This is a genomic window from Streptomyces luteolifulvus, assembly GCF_008806595.1.
Classification (GTDB): Bacteria; Actinomycetota; Actinomycetes; order Streptomycetales; family Streptomycetaceae; genus Streptomyces; species Streptomyces luteolifulvus.
Genome location: NZ_VZRB01000007.1, coordinates 42,514 through 62,268, shown reverse-complemented (window position 1 = coordinate 62,268; position 19,755 = coordinate 42,514). Strand labels below are relative to the sequence as shown.

General features: G+C 69.4%; 5 protein-coding genes and 2 pseudogenes. 5 read left to right on the top strand and 2 right to left on the bottom strand.

The window, feature by feature from the left end:
* Positions 1–18: 18 nt before the first annotated feature.
* The 5 genes and pseudogenes from F7R91_RS12355 to F7R91_RS12335 form a co-directional block, all read left to right on the top strand.
* Positions 19–11,358: pseudogene (locus F7R91_RS12355) on the top strand (type I polyketide synthase); the annotation flags it as partial.
* Positions 11,359–11,575: 217 nt separating this feature from the next.
* Positions 11,576–12,058 carry a methyltransferase family protein gene (locus F7R91_RS41975; RefSeq protein ID WP_191971461.1) on the top strand — a complete coding sequence of 161 codons (483 nt, stop codon included), beginning with the start codon at positions 11,576–11,578 and terminating at the stop codon, positions 12,056–12,058.
* A gap of 150 nt (positions 12,059–12,208) precedes the next feature.
* Complete coding sequence (locus F7R91_RS12345) at positions 12,209–13,837, top strand: MFS transporter (protein WP_225320614.1); 1,629 nt, start codon at positions 12,209–12,211, stop codon at positions 13,835–13,837.
* Between the two features lie 135 nt (positions 13,838–13,972).
* Positions 13,973–16,000, top strand: a complete 2,028-nt coding sequence (locus F7R91_RS12340) for a HelD family protein (protein ID WP_191971460.1) — start codon at positions 13,973–13,975, stop codon at positions 15,998–16,000.
* Positions 16,001–16,565: 565 nt separating this feature from the next.
* The gene (locus F7R91_RS12335; RefSeq protein WP_150947619.1) at positions 16,566–17,339 is read left to right on the top strand and encodes a helix-turn-helix transcriptional regulator; all 774 of its coding nucleotides are present in this window, start codon (positions 16,566–16,568) and stop codon (positions 17,337–17,339) included.
* Positions 17,340–17,766: 427 nt separating this feature from the next.
* Here the strand turns inward: F7R91_RS12335 and F7R91_RS12330 are convergent.
* Together F7R91_RS12330 and F7R91_RS12325 are read right to left on the bottom strand one after the other, a co-directional pair.
* Positions 17,767–17,919 (bottom strand): annotated as a pseudogene (locus tag F7R91_RS12330) (IS5/IS1182 family transposase); the annotation flags it as partial.
* A gap of 160 nt (positions 17,920–18,079) precedes the next feature.
* Positions 18,080–19,753 carry an IclR family transcriptional regulator domain-containing protein gene (locus tag F7R91_RS12325; protein WP_150947616.1) on the bottom strand — a complete coding sequence of 558 codons (1,674 nt, stop codon included), beginning with the start codon at positions 19,751–19,753 and terminating at the stop codon, positions 18,080–18,082.
* Positions 19,754–19,755 lie beyond the last annotated feature (2 nt).

Sequence of the window (19,755 nt, the reverse complement as noted above, 5' to 3'; positions counted from 1 at the left end):
ATGAACAACGAGCAGAAACTTCGCGACTACCTCAAGCGGGCAACGGTCGATCTGCGGGAGAGCCGTCAGCGTGTGCAGGAGCTGGAGGAGCGCGCACACGAGCCGATCGCGATCGTGGGCATGGCATGCCGGCTCCCGGGCGGTATCGCCTCCCCGGACGACCTGTGGGAGCTGCTGAGCGCCGAACGTGACGCGGTCGGTCCCTTCCCGGACGGCCGCGGCTGGGACCTGGAAAACCTGTACCACCCGGACCCCGACCACATCGGGACCTCGTACACCCGCGAAGGCGGCTTCCTGTACGAGGCGGACCGGTTCGACGCCGAGTTCTTCGGCATCAGCCCTCGCGAGGCGGCGGCGATGGACCCCCAGCAGCGGTTGCTGCTGGAGACCGGCTGGGAGGCCTTCGAGCACGCAGGCATCGCCCCGACCGCGCTGAAGGGCACTCGCACCGGGGTGTACATGGGCGTCATGTACGACGACTACGGCTCCCGGACCCCCCAGGCGCCCGAGGACTTCGAGGGCTACCTGCTGACCGGAAGCGCGGGCAGCGTCGCGTCGGGGCGTCTGGCCTACACCTTCGGCTTGGAGGGGCCGGCGGTGACGGTCGACACCGCGTGTTCCTCCTCGCTCGTCGCGCTTCATCTTGCCGCTCAGGCACTGCGTCAGGGTGAGTGTTCGATGGCGCTTGCCGGTGGTGTGACGGTGATGGCGACACCCGGCACGTTCGTGGAGTTCTCCCGGCAGCGCGGGTTGTCGCCGGACGGGCGGTGCAGGGCGTTCTCGTCGTCGGCGGACGGCACGGGCTGGGCCGAGGGCGTGGGCGTGCTGGTGCTGGAGCGGCTGTCGGATGCGGAGCGCAGCGGGCATCGGGTGCTGGCGGTGCTTCGTGGTTCCGCGGTGAACCAGGACGGTGCGAGCAGCCGGCTGACCGCGCCGAACGGGCCTGCGCAGGAGCGGGTCATACGGGCCGCGCTGGCCAACGCGCGGCTGTCGGCGGCCGAGGTGGATGCCGTGGAGGCGCACGGTACGGGTACACGGCTGGGTGATCCGATCGAGGCGCGGGCGCTGCTGTCCGCTTACGGCCAGGCCCGTGGGGACGACAACCCGTTGTGGTTGGGTTCTGTCAAGTCGAACATCGGTCACACGCAGGCCGCGGCGGGTGTCGCGGGCGTGATCAAGATGGTCATGGCGATGCGCAAGGGGGTCATGCCCTCGACCTTGCACGTGGACGAGCCGACCCCCGAGGTCGATTGGTCGGCGGGCGCGGTGAAACTGCTGACGCAGGCTCAGCGGTGGCCGGAGCTTGATCGTCCGCGTCGGGCGGGTGTGTCGTCCTTCGGGATCAGCGGGACCAACGCTCACGTGATCCTCGAAGAGGCGCCGCGTGCTGTGGTCCAGCAGCCGGAGCCGGGGCGACCGACGCCGCCGGCACCGTGGTTGCTCTCGGCCAAGTCGGAGACCGCGCTGCGGGCACAGGCGAGCCGGCTGCTGGCCTGGCTCGCCGACCATCCCGAGGCGGCTGACGCCGATGTCGCCGCCGTGCTGACCACCGCGCGCGCCCAGCTGGGCCGGCGCGGCGCGGTGCTCGGCGCCGACCGGGCCGGTCTGCTCGCCGGCCTCACGGCCCTGGCCGCGGGTTCGGCATCCCCGTATGGGGTGTCGGGTGCCGCGACCACCGGCGGGACGGCCTTCCTGTTCACCGGCCAGGGCGCGCAACGTGTCGGTATGGGCGCGGAGTTGGCTGCCGCGTTCCCCGTGTTCGCCGCTGCCCTCGACGAGGTGTGCGCGGAATTCGATGCCCTGCTGGGGGGATCGCTGCGCGAGGTCATGTTCGGCGAGACCGAGGCCACGGACCTGCTCGACCGGACGGAATTCACGCAGCCCGCGCTGTTCGCGTTCGAGGTGGCGATGTACCGCCTGGTCGAGTCGTTCGGAGTGACCCCGGATGTGGTGGTCGGGCATTCGATCGGTGAGCTGGCCGCGGCCCATGTGGCCGAGGTGTGGTCGCTGGCCGACGCGTGCCGGCTCGTTGCCGCCCGTGGTCGGCTGATGGGCGCGTTGCCGAGCGATGGAGCGATGCTCGCCGCCGCGGTGTCGGAGGAGCGGGCGCTGGAACTGCTCGCGGCCGGGACGGTCTCGTTGGCGGCCGTGAACGCGCCTGCCGCGATGGTGTTCTCGGGCGAGACGGCGGCGATCGCCGCACTGGAGGAGCGGCTGGCGGACGAGGGTGTGAAGACGACCCGGCTGACGGTCGGTCATGCCTTCCACTCGGCGCTGATGGAGCCGATGCTTGCCGAGTACGAGCAGGTCGCCGGATCGGTGGCCTATCGGGAGCCACGCATTGGCGTGTGCTCCACGGTGTCCGGTGCGCCGGCCGGTCCCGAGCTGCTGACGCCGCAGTACTGGGTGCGGCAGGTGCGCGAGGCCGTGCGGTTCGCCCCGGCGGTGCAGTCACTCGTCGATGCCGGTGTGCGCCGGTTCGTCGAGGTGGGTCCGGACGCGGTGCTGGCGGCGCTGACCCGCCAGACACTGATCGACGACGTGGCGTCCCGCTCGCTGGTCGCGGCGGCGGCACGGCGCGGCGTCGATGAGGTCGGCCAGTTCCTGCGGCTGCTCGCCGCCGCCCACTGCTCGGGCGTTGCCGTGGACTGGGCGCCGCTGTCACCAGGAAGGCCGGTCACCCACCTCGACCTGCCTGTCTACGCTTTCCAGCATCGCCGCTACTGGGTGCAGCCCGACGACGATGCGATCGGTGACATGGGCCGCGCCGGCCTGTCCGCGCTCGATCATCCGATGCTGCGCGTCGCCGCGCCGCTTGCCGGTCGCGACGAATGGCTCTTCAGCGGCAGGCTTTCCACCACCGACCAGCCGTGGATCGTCGACCACACGGCCTTCGGAGCGATGCTTCTGCCCGGCACCGGGTTCGTGGATCTCGCGTTGGCCGCGGGCAGCCGCCTGGAACTGCCCGTCGTGGACGAACTCGTCCTGGCGACGCCGCTGCTGTTCGACGGTGCCGCTGCCGTGGACGTGCAGGTCTCGGTGACCGAGCCCGACCACACCGGCCGTCGACGCCTGTCGATCCACTCGCGTGCCGTCAACGGCACCGCACCGTCCAATCCGGGCGAGCCGGACTGGACGCTGCACGCCACCGGCACCCTCGCCCCCGCCGACGGCGTGACGCCGGCCTGGACCGACCCCGACTGGCCGCCGGCCGACGGCACCCCGATCGACGGCACGCGTCTGTACGACCGGCTCGCCGACCTGGGATTCGGCTACGGCCCGAGCTTCCAAGGCGTGCGCGCCGCCTGGACCAGTGGTGACGACGTGTTCGCCGAGGTGACCCTGGACGAGACGACAGCAGGCCGGGCGGCGGGCTTCGGGGTGCATCCGGCGGTGCTGGACGCGACCTTCCACGCTGCCATCGATGTGCTCGCCGACGACCTGCCCGACGGCAGGCTGCCGCTTCCGTTCTCCTTCGGCGGCGTCCGTGTGTTCCGGCGCGGCGCCACCGCGGTCCGCGCCCGCATCATCCGTACGGGGCCCGAGAAGGTGCGCATCGACGCCTGCGACGCCACCGGCGCCGCGGTGCTGTCGATCGACGCTGTGCTCGCCCGCCCCGCGGACGCCGGCGCTCTCGCCGGTACCCGCAGCTCGCTCTACGCGATCGACTGGACGCCGGTGACGGCGCCTGCGGTGTCGGACCGGCAGCTGGTCGCACTGGGTCGACCCGTCGCAGGCTGCGCCGAGACGTTCGAGGATGTCGCGGCGTTCGCGGCAGGCGGGGGCCACGCAGGCGCGGCTGTCGTCTGGTCGCCCGAAACGGCGCCGGCGGACGGCGACGACGTCCCCGCGACCATCCGCACCGCCGTGCACAACGCCCTCGCGGTGCTGCGCGACTGGCTCACCGAACCGGGCTGCGCCGACTCGACGCTGATCGTGCTGACCCGCAAGGGAGCAGGTCTGCCCGGTGAGACGCCAGACCCAGCGGCAGCGGCCGTCCGCGGCCTGGTACGCAGCGCGCAATCGGAACATCCGGGTCGCATCGTGAACGTCGACCTCGACAACAACGACCCCGCGGACCTGCACCAGCGGATCGCCGCAGCAGTCGCCACGGACGAACCACAGCTCGCGATCCGCGACGGCGCCACGATGGCACCGCGGCTGATCCGTGCGACCACCGTCGAATCGACCGGCGAGCTCTTCGGTGGGGGCACGGTCCTGATCACCGGCGGGGCGGGCGGACTGGGCGCCGTCACCGCACGCCACCTGATCACCCGGCACGGGGTGCGCAGGCTGCTGCTCGCCTCGCGCCGCGGCTCCGCCGCGCCGGGCGTCGCGGAGCTGGTCACCGAACTGACCGCGCTGGGCGCCGACGTACGCGTCGCCGCATGCGATGTCAGCGATCGCGCCGAAGTCGCGGCGCTGCTGGAATCCGTACCGGCGCACGAACCGGTGACCGCTGTCGTGCATACCGCGGGCGTGGTCGCCGACGGCACCATCGAAACCCTGACCGCCGAGCAGGTTGACCGGGTGCTCGCCCCGAAGGTCGATGCCGCCTGGCATCTGCACGAGCTCACCCGCGACATGGACCTGTCGGCGTTCGTGCTGTTCTCCTCCGCCGGGCCGCTGCTCGGCGGGCAGGGCCAGGGCAACTACGCGGCCGCGAACGCGGCGATGGACGCGCTCGCCCAGGCGCGCCGCAGCGCCGGTCTGCCCGCGCAGTCGCTGGCCTGGGGGCTGTGGAAGCGCGGCATGGCCGAGGCATTGAACGACCCGGGTGCCGAACATCTGGTGCGTCAGATCCGCACGCGTCTCGGTCTGTCCCCGATCGAACCGGACACCGGCATGCAGATGTTCGACGATGCGTTGACCACCGGCGAACCGATGCTGATGACCGCGCTGCTCGACACACCCGCCCTCACCGCGCTGGGCCGGCTCGGCACGCTGCCCGCGGTGCTGCGCGGCCTGATCCATGTACCGTCGCGCGGCCAGATCGCCGACAGCCCGTTGCGCCAGCGGTTGCTCGACACCCCCGCCGATCAGTGGGAAGCGCTGATCCGCGATGAGGTCCGCGCGATCGCCGCCGCGGTCCTCGGCCACGAGTCGGCCGACGCCATCGACCCCGAAACACCGTTCACGGAACTGGGCTTCGACTCGCTCGGCGGAGTCGAGTTCCGCAACAAGGTGACCGCCGCCACCGGTGTTCAGCTTCCGTCCACCCTGGTGTTCGACTATCCGACCACCGCCGCTGTCGCGGGCTTCCTGCGTACCCGGGTCGACGGCTCGGCGCCGACGCGCCCGCGCCCCGCCTCGACCAGGGCCAAGGCCAGGGCCGACGAGCCGATCGCGATCGTCGGCATGAGCTGCCGGTATCCCGGCGGCGTCGAGAATCCTGACCAGCTCTGGGAACTGATCGCCGGGCGCGTCGACGCGATCACCCAGATCCCGGGCGACCGCGGCTGGGACGTCGATCACCTGTACGACACCGACCCCGGCAAACCCGGCAAGATCTACACCCGGGAAGGCGGATTCCTGCATGCCGCAGGTGATTTCGATGCCGCCTTCTTCGGCATCGGCCCCCGTGAGGCAGCAGCGATGGACCCGCAGCAGCGGCTGCTGCTCGAGGCGTCCTGGGAAGCGCTCGAAGACGCCGGTATCGATCCGACCTCACTGCGGGGCAGCGACACCGGGGTGTACGCGGGCGTCATGTACCAGGACTACGGCTACACGGCGCGCGAGGCCGCCGACGGTGCCGCGGAAGGCTATCTGGCGACCGGATCGGGCGGCAGCGTCGTCTCCGGCCGGGTGTCCTACGCCCTCGGTCTGGAAGGACCCGCGGTGACGGTGGACACGGCATGTTCGTCGTCGCTGGTGGCCCTGCATCTGGCGGTGCAGGCACTGCGCGCCGGGGAGACGTCGCTGGTCCTGGCCAGCGGGGTGACGGTCATGTCGACTCCGATGCTGTTCCAGGAGTTCTCCCGGCAGCGGGCGCTGTCACCGGATGGGCGCTGCAAGGCGTTCTCGAGTGCCGCGGACGGTGTCTCGTGGGCCGAGGGCGTCGGCGTGCTCGCCCTCGAGCGGTTGTCCGACGCACAGCGCAACGGGCGCCCGGTGCTGGCCGTGATCCGCGGTAGCGCCATCAACCAGGACGGTGCGAGCAACGGCTTGACCGCACCGAACGGTCCGTCCCAGGAGCGGGTGATCGCGCAGGCACTGGTCAACGCAGGGGTGGCCGCGGCCGAGGTGGACGCGGTGGAGGCGCACGGCACCGGCACCACGCTGGGTGACCCGATCGAGGCACAGGCGCTGATCAACGCCTACGGACAGGATCGCGCCGAGCCGCTGCGGATCGGGTCGTTGAAGTCGAACATCGGGCACGCGCAGGCGGCTGCCGGTGTCGGCGGTGTGATCAAGATGGTGCAGGCGCTGCGGCACGAGACGCTGCCGCCCACCCTGCATGTCGACGAGCCGTCGCCGCACGTGGAGTGGTTGGCGGGCGCGGTACGGATCCTGACCGAGGCCGAGTCGTGGCCGGTCGGGGAGCGTCCGCGCCGGGCGGGAGTGTCGTCGTTCGGGATCAGCGGGACCAACGCGCACGTGATCCTCGAAGAGGCGCCCGCGGTCCAGCCGCGGCCGGTCGATCCACCGCGCCCGGCGGCCGTGACGCTGCTGCTGTCCGCGCGGACGCCTGCCGCGCTGCGGACCCAGGCGCGCCGTCTGTACGGCACGCTGAGCGAACGTCCGGAGCTCGACCTGACCGACGTCGCGGTGACGCTGGCGCTGCACCGCGCGCGGCTCGAGCAGCGCGCCGCCGTCGTGGGCTCGGACCGGGAGACGCTGCTGGCGGCCTTGGCGCGCCTGGCAGCCGACGAGTCGGGACCGGGCATCGCCAACGGCGTCGGCCAGACAGGTACGACAGCGTTCCTGTTCACCGGCCAGGGCGCGCAGCGGATCGGGATGGGCGCTGGGCTGTACCGGGCGTTCCCGGTTTTCGCGGCCGCGCTCGACGAGGTGTGCGCGGAATTCGACGCACACCTGGGGCATTCGCTGCGGGATGTGATGTTCGGCGCGACTGCCGAGACTCTGCTGGACCGCACCGAGTACACCCAGCCCGCGTTGTTCGCGTTCGAGGTGGCGATGTATCGCCTCGTCGAGTCGTTGGGCGTGACGCCGGATGTGGTGGCCGGGCATTCGATCGGCGAGCTGGCCGCGGCGTATGTGGCCGGTGTGTGGTCGTTGTCGGATGCGTGCGCACTCGTTGCGGCCCGGGGCCGATTGATGGGGGCGCTGCCGACAGGTGGGAGCATGCTGGCCGCCGCGGTGCCGGAGGGGCGGGCCGTGGAGCTGCTGGCGGCGGTCAACGCCGATTCGGCAGCCACCGCGGCCTCGCTGGCCGCGGTGAACGCTCCCGATGCGGTGGTCTTCTCCGGAAACACCGAGGCGGTATCGGCGCTCGAGTCGAGGCTGGTGGCCGAGGGCGTCAAGACCAGCAGGCTGCGGGTGAGCCACGCGTTCCACTCCGCCTTGATGGATCCGATGCTGACCGAGTTCGCGGAGATCGCCGCGGGCCTGACGTATCACGAGCCACGCATACCCTTGTGCTCCACGGTTTCCGGCGCATTCGCCGACGATTCGGTGGGTACGCCCGAGTATTGGGTACGGCAGGTGCGCGAGGCAGTGCGCTTCGCCCCGGCGGTGCAGTCACTGCTCGATTCGGGTGTGCGCCTGTTCGTCGAGCTGGGCCCGGACGCGGTGCTGACGACCATGACCCGCTCCACTCTGGCGACAGACCTCGCAGCGCGCGCATCGGTGGTCGCGGCATCCCGTCGCACAGTCGCCGAACCCGAGCAGCTGGTCGCCGCGCTGGCAACCGCGCACTGCGCGGGCCTGCCGGTGCGGTGGGCGGCCTACTTCGGAGCTCGACCGCAGGCACGGATCACGTTGCCTACCTATCCCTTCCAGCACGAACGATTCTGGCTGCTGCCCGCGGAGGCCGCCGCGCCGCTCGCCGGTGCCGACTCCGCCGACCATCCGCTGCTGCACGCCCAGGTGCAGCTCGCCGGCAAGGACGAGTGGCTGTTCACCGGCAGGCTCTCGCTGCGCACGCACCCATGGCTTGCCGACCACGCCGTCCTCGGCGCGGTCTTGATGCCAGGTACCGGATTCGTGGAACTGGCTCTGGCCGCCGGCGCCCGGCTCGGCGTGCCGCGCCTGGCGGAACTGGTGCTCGCGGAGCCGCTGATCCTCACGGCCGATGGTGCCGCGGATATTCAGCTCGCCGTGGGCGAACCCGACGCCGAGGGGCACCGGACCGTGGCCATCCACGCCCGCGCCGCCGACGCCTGGGTGCTGCATGCCCGTGGCCTGCTCACGGCCGCCGCGCCAACCGCGGCGCCGGGCTGGTCCCAGGTGTGGCCTCCGGTTGCGGGCGATCCGGTCGACGGGCAGCAGGTGTACCGCGCGCTCGGCGACCTCGGCTTCGCGTACGGCCCGGTGTTCCAGGGTGTTCGCGCCGCGTGGTCGCGTGGGGAGGAAGTGTTCGCCGACCTGGCGCTCAACACCGACACCGCAGCGCGCGCCACCGCCTTCGGACTGCATCCGGCACTGCTGGACGCGGTGTTCCACGCGGCTGTCGGCCATCTCGCCGAGGGCGGGGCCGACGGCCGGGTGCCGCTGCCTTTCGCCTTCGACGGTGTCCAGCTGGCACAGTCCGGCGTGGGTGCCCTGCGCGCCCGCATCGCCCGCGTCGCACCGGACACCTTCTGCGTGGAGGCCGTCGACGCGACCGGTGCCCTCGTGCTGAGCATGGAGTCGGTGCGGTCCCGCCCGATCGAGCGGCGGGCGCTGGCCCTTCTGCGCGGCGCGGCACCGTTGTTCGACCTCGAGTGGGTCACCGTGCCTGCCGTCTCCAAGGCGGACACCGGGCGCATCGTCGTGCTCGGCGACCCGGCGACCGTCGAGGCCCCTGAGCCCCCGACATGCTGTGCCGATCTCGCGGAACTCGCTGTGCTGCAGGATGTCCCCGACACGGTGGTCTGGTCGGCGCCCCGCGGAACCGGTGCCGGCGCGGCGGACATACACGCCGGCGTGCTGACGACCCTCGCACTGTTGCAGGGCTGGATGGCCGCCGGACACCCCGGCCGGCTCGCGATCGCGACGCGCACGGCCGCCGGGCTGCCCGGCGAGGAACCCGATCCGGTCGGAGCCGCCGTGGCGGGCCTGGTGCGTAGCGCACAGTCCGAGCACCCGGGCCGGTTCCTGCTCATCGACCACGACGGCGAGGCCCTGCCGATCAAATCGCTCGCCGACGCCCTGGCCCAGGACGAACCGCACCTGGTCGTTCGCGAGGGTCGGCTCCTGGCACCGCGATTGCAGCAGCTGCCCGCCACCGAACCGGGCGTGCCACCGTCGTTCGACCACGGCACGGTGCTCATCACCGGCGGCACCGGCGGCATCGGCGCGATCGTCGCTCGGCATCTGGTCGCAGCGCACGGCGCACAACGGCTGCTGCTGGCATCGCGGCGCGGTGTCGCCGCGGACGGCGCCGCCGAACTGGTCAGCGAGCTGACCGACCTCGGCGCCCACGTCCGGGTCGTGGCGTGCGACGTCACCGAACGCACCGCGGTCCAGGCCCTGCTGGCCGACATCGACACCGACGCCCCGCTGACCGCCGTCATCCATGCGGCGGGCGTCCTGGACGACGGCACGCTCGACACCCTCACCGCCGCGCAGACGACACGGGTGCTGGCACCGAAAGCCGATGCGGCACTGCACCTGCACGAGCTGACCCGCGACCTGGATCTGGCGGCGTTCGTGCTGTTCTCGTCCGCGGCGCCGTTGCTCGGCGGACAAGGACAGGGCAACTACGCCGCCGCGAACAGCGTCCTGGACGCGCTGGCACGCGTGCGGCGCAGCGCGGGCCTGCCCGCGCACTCACTGGCCTGGGGACTATGGACCGTAGGCATGGCAGGGATACTCGGCGGGGACGGCGCCGAGCAGTACGCCCGCCAGATCCGGGCCAGGCTGGGCCTGATCCCGATCGACCCGGAGTCCGGGATGGCGCTGTTCGACAACGCGCTCGCGACGGATCGGGCGACACCGATGACGGCCCTGCTGGACACGGCGGCGCTCACAGACCTGGCGCGTGGCGGCACACTGCCCGCCGTACTGCGCGGCATGATCGGGGTTCCCCCGGCCGCCGCGAGTGCCGGTGTCGGCCTGGCGCGACAGCTGGCCGCACTGCCCGACGCCGACCGCGACGGTGTGATCCTGGGAGAGGTGCGCAACGTCGCCTCGGCGGTCCTCGGCCACCTGTCCGGCGACGCGATCGACCCGGAGGCACCGTTCACCGAGCTCGGTTTCGACTCCCTCGGTGCCGTCGAATTCCGGAACCGGCTCGCACAGCTGACGGGGCTGACGCTGCCGTCGACGCTGATCTTCGACTACCCGACCGCCGCCGATGTGGCGAAACTGGTGCGATCGCTGATCGAGGAATCCGACACCGGCGTGGTCGAGCAGGCACCGGCCGGCGTGCGCGGCACGATCACCGACCTGGTGTCGGCGGCGCATCGCCGCGGTGAGCTGGAAGGGGCGATGCCCCTGCTGATCGCGAGCTCGGCTCTGATGATCGCGTACTCCGTCGGCGAGGCCGCCGCACGGCGCCCGGATGTGCAGCTCCTGGCGCGCGGCGCCGCGGCACCGGCACTGGTCTGCATCCCCTCGTTCCTGGCGGGATCGGGCCCGCACCAGTTCGCGCGCCTGGCCCGCGAACTGGGCGGCGAGCGGCAGGTCAGTGCGGTGCGGCTGCCCGGCATGCGCACAGGCGACGACCTGCCGGCGACCTGGGCGGCGGCGATCGAGAGCCTCGCCGCGGCCGTCGCGTCGGAACTCGAGCGAGGCCCGGTGGCGCTCATCGGCTATTCGGCCGGTGGTGCGCTCGCCCATGCGGTCGCCCGGCGGATCGAGGACGACGGCGGCGAGCTCGCGGGCGTCGCGATGATCGACACCTACTCCCCGGAAGAGCACGAACTCAACCGCCTCGTGCTCACCGACGCGCTGGGGCAGATCCTGTCCCGGGACAACGCGCTGACCCCCGTCGACGACCACGGCCTGGTCTCCATGGGCGGCTATGTGCGGATATACCCCGAGCGCGAGGCCGAGCCGATCGCCGCGCCGACGCTGAATCTGCGGGCCACCGTGACGCTGAGCAGCTTCGGGGACGTCGACCCCGTCCCCGACTGGCAACACCGTGCATTGGCCGAGTACATCGAGGCAGATCACTTCTCGATCATCGAGGAACAGGCGGCAGAGACCGCCGCGCACCTCCGGCGCTGGCTCGATTCGCTCAGCGGCCATTGATGTCCGAACCGTCGGATTCGAGGAACGAGGACAAACGACGACACATGACAGCCCTGGACAAGCCCGGCCGCCCGCGGGGCGTACTCGGGCGCCTGCGCCGAGCATTCGACGACGTTCACGCGGTCCACCGCTACTTGGGACACGACCCCGCATCGGCGGTCCGGCCGGGTGGCGCCGACCTGCAACACCAGACAGACCACGGAACCGTGGAGGGCGAGTGAGGCAAACCGGGAACCCTCAGAACGACAGTTCAGGCAACACCCCCGCGGCCCTGCTGGACCTCCTTGACGGCTTTCGCAGAACCAAGGTCCTGGCAACGGCCGTCCGACTCCGTCTGTTCGACCTCCTCGCCGACCGCGGCGCGCTGAGCGCGGCCGAGGCGACCACGGCGCTGGGCCTGGCTGAGTGTCTCACGCACATGCTGCTCACCGCCTGCTGCTCACTGGGACTGCTGGACCGCCGCCATACCTCCGGCTATGTCGAGGTCTGGCTGCGGGCACCGATCGAGGAGCTGCGCACACGCGAGGGCCGCGCCGCGTTCTACGGCCCCGAAGGGACGGACGCCGGGGCTCTGCGCGGTGTCGTCGGGGTCGACACCCGCGCGGAGTTCCCCCGCACCCCCGACCTCGTCATCGACAACCATGGTGAGACGACGGCGGAGCGAGCGGCGGACCTCATCATGCGGGCGGTCGTGCCGTAGTGCTTTCTCGCCGCAACCCTCCGGGAGTGAATTCCTTCGACTCGCAAATCCGCCAGAGGCACAAAAATGCTCAGTTCGCAAATCTGGCAGAGGCATATAGTTCGTTCGGTCGCAATAGTTTTGGCGAGAAACTCCAAGCTTGACAGCGTTGTGGTGCTTGCTTATATTCCACTCGGTCAAGGTCCCGTTCATCGATATCCGAAGGTGTTCATGACCGTGCCTCCAAGGCTGCCGAAGTCCGGGCAGCAGTTGATTCTTGCCATTCTTATGCTGTGTTCACTGCTGATTTGGATAGAAAATACCGTCCTGAGTACCACGCTGGAGACCCTCGCGGACCCGGTCCGTGGACTGGGGGCCGATCCCGGTCAGCTGCAATGGGCGACCGGTGCGTACACTCTGGCCTTCGCCACATTGATGTTCACCGCAGGAGCATTGGGCGATCGGTTCGGTCACCGGACTGTGTTCTCCAGTGGGTTGGTGATCTTCGCCGGGTCTTCGCTGTGGGCGGCGTACGCAAGCGACGCGGGCCAGCTGATTGCAGCTCGAGCTGCGATGGGTGTGGGCAGCGCGCTGATCACGCCCGCCATGATGGCCATCCTTATGTGGACCTTCACCGGCCCCGCGCGGGCTGCCGCAATCGGCATTTTCTCGACGTCGGCCGGTGTCGGCATGGCCGCCGGCCCGGTGCTGGCGGGGTTCCTGCTCGATCATTTCTGGTGGGGCTCGGTCTTTCTGATCAATGTTCCGGTCGCGGCATTGGCGTTGATCGGGCTCGCCGTGCTGGTTCCGAATTTCCGCAGCCCCACTCGGCGACCACTGGACCCCGCTGGAATGTTGCTGTCGATCAGTGGGCTCGTGGCGTTGGCCTACGGGCTGATCCGCGCGGGGCAGGTGGCAGCGTGGAGTCGTACCGACGTTTGGGTGCCGATCGTTGTCGGTCTGGTTCTGCTGGCCGTTTTCGTACTCGTCGAACTGCGCCTCAAGGCGCCCAGCTTTGATCCGCGACTGTTCGCGCAACGCACATTCGGTGGCGGCAATGTGGCGCTCGGACTGCTGCTCTTCGGTGTGGCCGCCATCACCTTCTATAACGCGTTCTACCTGCAGGGCGCGCTCGGATTTTCGCCGATGAGGGCGGGCTTGGCCAATATCCCGACCGCAGTCGGCGCGCTCGCGGGGGCGCCCCTTGCCTCGCGCCTGGTTCGCCATCTGCCGCTGCGCCTTGTGACCGTGCCGGCGCTGACCGTGGCTGCGCTGACCATGGGTGGGTACGGGTTCCTCGGACTCCACACTCCACTGGTCTGGATCGAGATCCTGTTGTTGGTACAGGGTTTCTCGGTCGGCATGGTGATCGGCCCCGTTACGGCCGCATTGATCAGCGACCTGCCGTTGGAACAGGCCGGTGCCGGATCGGCCGTCACCAACACCGTGCGACAAACCGGCAGCGTGATCGGAATCGCAGTAGGCGGCACGATCATGTCGATCACGTACCGACGTGCGATCGAACCTTCGCTGGAGGGTGCATCAGGTGCGGTGCAGGATCAGGCGCGAGTCTCCGCCGAACAGGCCCGCCACGTCGCCACCACTGTCCACCGGCCCTCTCTTGCGCAGGCTGCCGATGACGCGTTCATCCATGCCATGCACGTCGGCGCGGGCTGGATCGCGGCCATCGCACTCCTCGGAGCAGCCGTGCTGCTGATCACCTTGCCTGCTGCCGGAAAGAAGAAGAGCCCGACACCGGTGCCGGACCACGAAGAGGCCCGCGCCGGTCGCCTCTCCTGATCTTCCCCATTTTCCCGAGCGTGGCAAAACATCGCCGCCGGCATCCAAGGGCGGGCTCGCCCATAAGGAAGGAGACCCCTGTTGTCGAAAACCAATGATCCCGCCGTGCGTGCGGTTGAATTGGAGCAGGATTATGTGTCCTCCTTGTATGAGTTGCTCACCGAGCGGCTTTCCGAGGCGCGAGCAAATCGAGCGAATGTGTTGAAGGCCCCGGCGGACAGCGCCGGTGAGGCATACGAGAGAGAAAACGCCGCCGAGCGTCTGGCCAAGGAAATCGGACGGCTGGAGGGCGCCGAAAAGGGGCTGGTCTTCGGGCGCATCGACTGGTCGGACGGCACGGCCCTGCGCATCGGGCGGATCGGACTGCACACGGAGGAGGATGACCTGCCTCTGCTCGTGGACTGGCGCGCGAACGCGGCGCGGCCCTTCTACGAGGCGACACCGGTCCATCCGATGGACCTGCGGCGCCGCCGGCACCTGCGCCTCGAGGAGCGCACGGTCGTCTCGGTGAGCGACGAACTGCTGGACGGGACCGCCCCGACCGACGAGGACGTCGTGGGGGACGGCCCGTTGACCGAGGCTCTGTCGGCACGGCGTACGGGCAGGATGCACGCGGCCGTCGCGACGCTGCAGGCCGAGCAGGACGAGATCGTCCGCTCCGCCCACCGCGGCGTGACCGTGGTGCAGGGCGGACCCGGCACCGGCAAGACGGTGGTCGCCCTGCACCGGGCGGCCTATGTCCTGTACGCGTTTCCGCGCGCCACGGAGGAGGGTGTCCTGGTGGTGGGCCCGAACGCCCGCTTCCTCGACTACATCTCCCAGGTCCTTCCCTCGCTCGGAGAGAACGACGTCGTTCTGGCGACCTGCCGGGAACTGGCCGGAGTGTCCACGGACACGGTGGGCCCGTTCGACACGGCGCGTCTCAAGGGAAGGTCCGACCTCGCCGACGCCCTGGCCTGCCTGCTGCGCGTCCACCAAGCCCCCGCCGGTGACTTCACCGTGCGGGTCGGACAGGAACTGGTTCACCTTTCCGGCGAGGAAGTCGCCACGGCACGCGATGCCGCCTTGGCAGCCGTATCGGGGCACAACCCCGCGCGCCAGGTGTTCAAAGAGCTCATGGTCGACGCGGTCACCGACGCGATGCAACGAGACATGGGCGACCTTCTGGAGCAGATCGACGCCGATGCCGAAAGGATGACGGGCCTGAACCTCGACCGGTTCACGGGAGTCGCCCAGCGCCGTGCCGAGGGTGCGGCCGACCCGGGGCCGGTCCACGAGCTGGACCTGGACGCCATCCGAGCCGATCTGCTCGACGACGCCGACGTCGACCTAGCGGTCGAGGTGTTGTGGCCACGGCTGGTACCCGGTGACCTCGTCAAGGCGCTCCTGACGGACGCCGGCGCTCTCGCCGAGCGCCTGCCCCGCCTGACCACGCAGGAGCGGTCCCTTCTGCTGCGCGGTCCGGACGACCCGTGGACCGATGCCGATGTGCCGTTGCTGGACGAGGCGGCGAACCTGGTCGACGGCCCCCCTGAGCGGACCTACGGGCACGTCGTCGTCGACGAGGCGCAGGAACTGACCGCCATGCAGTGGCGGATGATCGTCCGCCGCTGCCCGGCAAGAGCGATGACGCTGGTGGGTGACTTCGCCCAGGCAGGCCCCGTCGCTACAGCACGCGACTGGAAGGAAGCACTGAGCCCCCACCTCGGACCGCGGTTCAAACTGCACAACCTGACCGTCAGTTACCGCACCACGCAGGAGATCCTGGAGAGCGTCCGTGACCTGCTCGCGCGGATCGCTCCGGACCAGAACCCCACACGGTCACTGCGAAGCGGTGAGAGCCCTCGCACCGTGACCACACCTCCGGACGGGTTGGTCACCGCCGTCGTCCAGGAACTCCGCGCCCAGAGCACCGCGCACCCGGGCGAGCTTCTGGGAGTGATCTGCGCGGACACCAGGGTGAGCGAGCTTATGGCCCAGGGCATCGCTCGCCACGCACGCATCGTGCCGGCGTCCGAAGCACGCGGCCTGGAATTCGACGGGGTCGTCGTCCTGGGCCCCGAGGAAATCATCACGGCCCGCCCCGGTGGGGAAAAGGACTTGTACGTAGCCCTGACCCGGGCCACCAAGCGCCTCTGCACCATCACCGTCCAGCCCCGCTGACAACTCGGCGCCCGCGTCGTCCCCGCGGGCGCACCCGGCATCACGCGGCCTGGTCCGAGCCGACGACGTTCGGATCCCCTTCGCGCAGCAGGATGAAGTCGACGTCGAGCTTCGGGTCGTACAAGTCGGGTTCGATGCCGAGTCCGTGCGTGCTGTACTCGCCGCCCGGCCACCCAGGGGATGTGCTTGGCCGCCTCGTACAGGCCCATGCTGGTGCCCTTGACGAAGGTGGTGAGCACGTAGCGGCCGAACGGATCGTCAAGTTCTGATGGCCGTCGGAGTCCATCCGCAGCGCACCGCTCGGCCAACCGGATCGTCGGGATGAACCCGGCATCCGCGATCAGGCCGGGGTCATCGAACGTGGCAAACAGTTCCGCGGGCCTGTGCGAAATTTTACTTGAAATTTTTCTTCAGAGATGCCCTTGTCGATCGAGCGTGGTGGCCAGTTCGGGGTGGACAGTTCCTGTCACTCCGTGCCATGCTCATCTATCAGGAGTCGAACCTTCCAGATTTCAGTGTGAGGAAACGGGGGGACCACTGATATGGGCAACGGGGGATCGCTGATATGGGCAGCGTGAAGAGCAGGTTAACTTGGCAACCGGTTTCGAGCAGTGAAAATCAAGAAAACTACAGCAGCCGGATAGGCGACTTGGCGCCTGACATATCTGGCGGACGAGCCTCCCTGCAGGCTGGACGATCCCTGTTACAGACTGGGATAGCACTGATAATCGAAGACGACATTCGTCGATACAGTATCGAGGGAATGCTTCGTTCGCTCGACATCCAGTTGACAGTTCAATCCGTCACGGATACCGAAGATCTCTCGACATTCTGCAACGGCTGGCTGGTCATTTCAGACAGCAATGCTTTGGGGTCTGTACCTGGCGAGATCGCTGAAAAGCTGCGCATCCAGAACACACAGGTACTGATCCTGGTGGATTCAGCAGACGTTGTTGAGCAATCCTGGGCCGATCATGCAAACGGTTTCCTGGACTGGGCAGTTCTCTGCCCCGAGTCCCTGCGCGAAGCGATCGTCGACGTGAAGGCCGGACGATTTCATGTGTCGGCGACCCTGGCGCGACGGTCCGTGACGGTGTCCGACCAGGCCAGTGATGACACCACCTCGAAGCGCGCGTCGATGATTTCACTGACGGCACGTGAACACCAGGTGCTGCGCCTGATTGCCGAGGGGCTGAGTAACCGACAAGTCGCTCGATCGCTGAGTATATCTGAGCATGGAGTTAAGCGCACGGTCGGCATCATTTTGGCCAAGCTCAACTGCCCAAATCGGACTCTTGCGGTTGTTCGGGCCATAGAGTCGGGGCTCCTCGTTGTGTGAGGTGTCGACCGATTGGAGAAGTTCTGTCCGTCGGCACGGCTAGTCCAGAAATAGACTTCTTGATATACCACGCTATGGGGCAGGCTGTCCTCTCTCGGTCGCGGCCTGCCGCTGCTTGACGAGCAAGCTGCAGAGGGCTGGGGCATTCGCGAATGCCCCAGCCCTTGAGTCTGTGAATTGCAGCCCTGAATTTCCCCCTCGGGTTATTGGTTCCGGATTGGAATAAGCCTCTTGGGGTCGGGCGCCTTGTTTCCCTTCTGCGTCGGCCGCACCCGGATTGCGGCGAATACCTCGAACAATACTCAACATTTCGCTACTGATCTTGTCCGCGCTCCACTGCTCTTCCGGCTCGGTCAACTTTTCGGCCCGCTGCCGCAGTTGGCTTTCCTTCGGTTGGATTCGCCAGAGGAGCAAGCACTGAGCTGTTTCAGCGTTGCCGCTCCGGAGTGAGGACGGCCGCGGCAATCGACGACATTCGATTTGGGCTGCACCGGGATCTGCGGAAGATGCGCCAGGACTTCAGCCGTGCGACGCCGCGCTCGACCGGCGTCCGTGTCGCGGACAGTGCCCGGTTGACGGTTGTCCCGTCCAACAGGACACCACCACGGCCACTGCCGTCTTCGACGCTCTCGTTGCTCACGACATGGGTACCTACTTCGCCACTCCGTGCGGCGTGCCGGCACCACTGCCGGCCCAGTTGCAGGAGTGCGCCGACTACCAAGTGGTGGTGGGCGTGGGGATCAGGACAGGGGGACCCGGGTGAAGCGGCTTGCCATGTGGAGGTCTGCCTCGATGTGGGTGGCCGCGGCCTTCAGCTCGGGGAGGATGTCCTCGACGCATTCCCGCAGTGTGCGGCGTGCCGCGTGCAGGGCCACGTTCGCTGCGGCGGTCACCCTGCCCGTGCGGTCGCGGACCGGGACCGCGATCGCGCGCAGGCCCTCCTCCCGTTCCTGGTCGACCAGGGCGTAGCCCGGGGTTCGTACCTCATCCAGGCCCAGCAGCACCCTCCCCAGCGCCGTCTCCCGTGCCGGCAGTCTCGTGCCGATGGGGATGTTCACGCTCATCACTCGGCCTGTTGCCGCGCGTGCCGTGTATTGGATCTCCTCGCCGGAACCGGAACCGCCGGAATCATCGGAGCCGCCGGAGTCCGTCAATACCGCCAGCGCCGCCGTCTCGCCCACCCTCGCGGACAGGTCCGTCAGGTGGGGCGTCGCGATCCTCGGGAGTGATGTGCGGGAGAGAGGGGGGAAGCCCAGGGCGAGGACCCGGGGGGTCAGGGAGAACGTGCGGTCCGTGGGGGTCGCGGTCACCAGGCCCAGGTGTTCGTAGGTGATCAGCGCCCGGCGGGCCGTCGCGCGTGCCAGACCCGTCGCTCTGGCCACCTCCGTCAGCGTCAGCCGTGCCCGCCCCTCGCCGAAAGCCGTCAGTACGGTCAGGCCGCGGGCCAGGGACTCGATGAACTCCCTGCCCAGTTCCTGCTTCGACGCGCCCGTCCAGGTCGCCAGGCCCGCCGGTGCCGGTCCCGGTTCGGCCGGTGGCGCCAGGCGCAGTTCCCGTTCCATCTCCGCCACCGCCGCCCTCAGGCGGGGCAGAACTGTGTCGCGCAGGTGGGTGGCCGTGTGGCGGCTCGTGTGGCTCACCACGCTTGCCACGCAGGCGATCCGGCCCGTACCCGGGGCCCGTACGGGCACGGAGACCGCCACCAGTCCCGGTTCGATCAACTGGTCGTCCAGTGCCCAGCCGTCCTTCCGCGCCCGCGCGGCACGGCGTTCGAAGTCCTTGTCCGGTGACGGGTGTTCGCGGGGCGGTACGGCCGTGAAGGTCCGGTCCTCCGGGTCCGCCGCCCGGCGCTCCCGCCAGCCCTGCCACGCCTCCTTCGTCCAGTCGCTCGCGAACAGCGGGCCCGGCGCGGTGCGTTCTGCCGGGAGCGGGTCGCCGATGCGGAAGCGCAGGGAGATCGCGCGGCGCCGGGTGGCCTGGTGGATGAAACGGATGCCGTCGCCGTCGCCGACCGCCAGGGACACCGACTCGTCCAGTTCGTCGGCGAGGGCGTCCGCGTGGGCGTTCAGCAGCGCGGGCAGACGCAGTGCGGCCAGGTACGCGTTGCCCAGCTCCATCACACGCGGGGTGAGGATCACATCCCGGCCGTCGAGTCGGACGTATCCCATGCGGGCGAGCGTGGAGGTGATCCTGTCGACCGTGGAGCGCGCGAGGCCGGTGGCGCGCTCCAGCCCGCTCAGGCTCAGCGTTCCGTCCGCCTCGGTCAGTTCCCGCAGGACGGCGATCCCACGGATCAGCGGTGTGATCGCCTCCTCGGGCACGGTGCGCCCGTTCGGCACGGGGCGTACGGCACGGGGTCCGGACTCCACACCCTCGCGGGAGTCCGTCGTACGAGGTGCGGGCGTTGCGGGCATCG